Annotated in this window: 2 protein-coding genes and 1 pseudogene; all 3 read left to right on the forward strand. The window is 70.8% G+C overall.

Going from position 1 to position 2,019, the window contains the following annotated elements:
• A partial coding sequence (locus FUT87_RS24755; protein WP_147242716.1) for a tetratricopeptide repeat protein occupies nucleotides 1-480 on the forward strand: 480 nt, incomplete at its 5' end.
• A gap of 234 nt (nucleotides 481-714) precedes the next feature.
• Nucleotides 715-1,251: pseudogene (locus FUT87_RS24760) on the forward strand (response regulator transcription factor); the annotation flags it as partial.
• A 163-nt stretch (nucleotides 1,252-1,414) separates the two neighbouring features.
• Nucleotides 1,415-2,019 (forward strand): FecR domain-containing protein (locus FUT87_RS24765; RefSeq protein ID WP_255512015.1); only part of this gene is annotated, 605 nt, incomplete at its 3' end.

Genomic DNA, 2,019 nt, shown 5'->3' on the forward strand with positions numbered 1-2,019 from the left:
GCGCTGAACACGCTGGGCGTGATCTACCGCCGCCATGGCGACACGGCGCTGGCCGAGCGCGCCTTCCGCGCGGTGCTGGCCCGCGAGCCGGCCAACGTGCAGGCGATGGCCAACCTGGCGCAGGCGCTGCGCCTGCAAGGCCAGCTCGCCGAGGCGGAGCAGCTCGAGACCCGGCTCGCGCAGATCCAGCCCTATCCGCCGTTCAAGTTCTTCGACCTCGGCGTCGCCGCGATGAAGGCCGGCGAGTACGCCCAGGCCCGCGACCTCTTCGCCAAGGAGATCGCGCGCTCCGCCTACTACCACGAGTTCCATTTCTGGATGGCGCTGGCCAACGTCGGCCTGGGCAAGTGGGACGTGGTGCGCGAGGAGCTCGCCAAGGCCGAGGAGTACAGCGTCACCCAGCCGCAGCGCCGCCTGTACGCGGCCAAGCTCGAGAGCCTGAAGGCGCGGATGGAGCGGACGTCGACGAAGCTGCGTTAGGTCGCGCCGCCTGTCGCGCTGCCCGAAGCGCCGCCCGCCGTGCGAGAGACATCCGGTCCCTCGCCAGGCGTATTCCTGTGGCCGACGGTCGCAGATCGCCCGGCGTGAAGAGAAATTCGTGATTCTGTGCACAATCCGCCGCCGTTTGACCAGCCTTGGGGAGGGCTCATGCAAATCGCGGTGGTGGACGACGACATTCATCTGCTAGAGCTGTTGTCGAGGACCGTGGCATCGATGGGGCATGTGCCCCATCGTTTCGCCGACGGCGCGAGCCTGCTGCAGGCGATGCGGCGCCAGACCTTCGACCTGCTGCTGGTGGACTGGGAACTGCCCGGCCTGTCCGGCGTGGAGGTCGTGCAGACGGTGCGCGCCGAGGGCGCCGGCATGCCCATCGTGATGGTCACGCATCGCGATGCGGAGCGGGACATCGTTCAGGGACTGACCAAGGGCGCCGACGACTACGTCGTCAAGCCGGTGCGCGGCGCCGAACTCAAGGCGCGCCTGCTGGCCCTGCTGCGTCGCGCCTATCCCGAGCAGGGCGGCGTGCAGCGCCATGGTGTCTTTGAATGGCGCGCGGCCACGCGCGACTGGCTCAAGGACGGCGTGCCGGTCGAGCTCAAGCCGCGCGAATTCGACCTGGCCGCCTGCCTGTTCCGGCAGATCGGGCGGGTGCTGTCCCGCAGCTACCTGATGAACGCCGTCTGGGGACGGGACGACGAGGTGCCGACGCGGACCCTGGACACGCACATCTCGTCGATCCGGCTGAAGCTGGGCCTCCGGCCAGAGCAGGGCTATCGACTGGGCGCCGTGTACGGCCATGGCTACCGGCTGGAAGCGCTGGAGCACGCCGAGCGCTCGCCACGCCGCCGGTCGCGCAGTCCCCCGGCGCCGAGACCGGCGCGACGCGGGACCTGCCTGTCCGCGAGTCCAGCGAATGAGCCGCGCTCCCTCGAGCGTGCTGTTCGCGACCTTGTTGACCGCTGGCGTCCTGTCGACCGCCGGGGCGCAGGGCGCGGACACCGTCGCCCATGTCGTGCAGCGCGGCGAATCGCTCTATCGCATCGCCCAGGAGCAGCTGGAAGAGCCTTCGCGCTGGCCGGAGCTGGCGCGGCTCAACCGCATCGCGCGTCCCTCGCGGCTGCAGCCCGGACAACGCCTGCTGTTGCCGCTCGCGCTGATGAAGGGCCAGGCGAGCCCGGCCACGGTGGCCTACGTCCGCGGCGGCGTGCTGGCGGACGGCGTTGCCTTGCGCATCGGTGACCGCATCGCGGAGGCCGCGACGCTGACCGTGCCGGCGCAGGGCTTCATCAGCGTGACGCTGGCCGATGGCTCGCTGCTGCAGCTGCAGTCGGGCTCCGTCGCGCGCCTGGTCCGCCTGCGCGAGCTGCCGCGCGAGACGCGCAACACCTTGATCGAGCTCGATCGCGGCCGGATCGACCTGCGGGTGTCGCCGCAGACGCCCGGGTCGCGCTTTCGCGTCCGCACGCCGCTGGCAACCGCGGGCGTGCGCGGGACCCGTTTCGGCGTGACGATGCCGGC

The sequence above is a fragment of the Mitsuaria sp. TWR114 genome, from assembly GCF_007997345.1.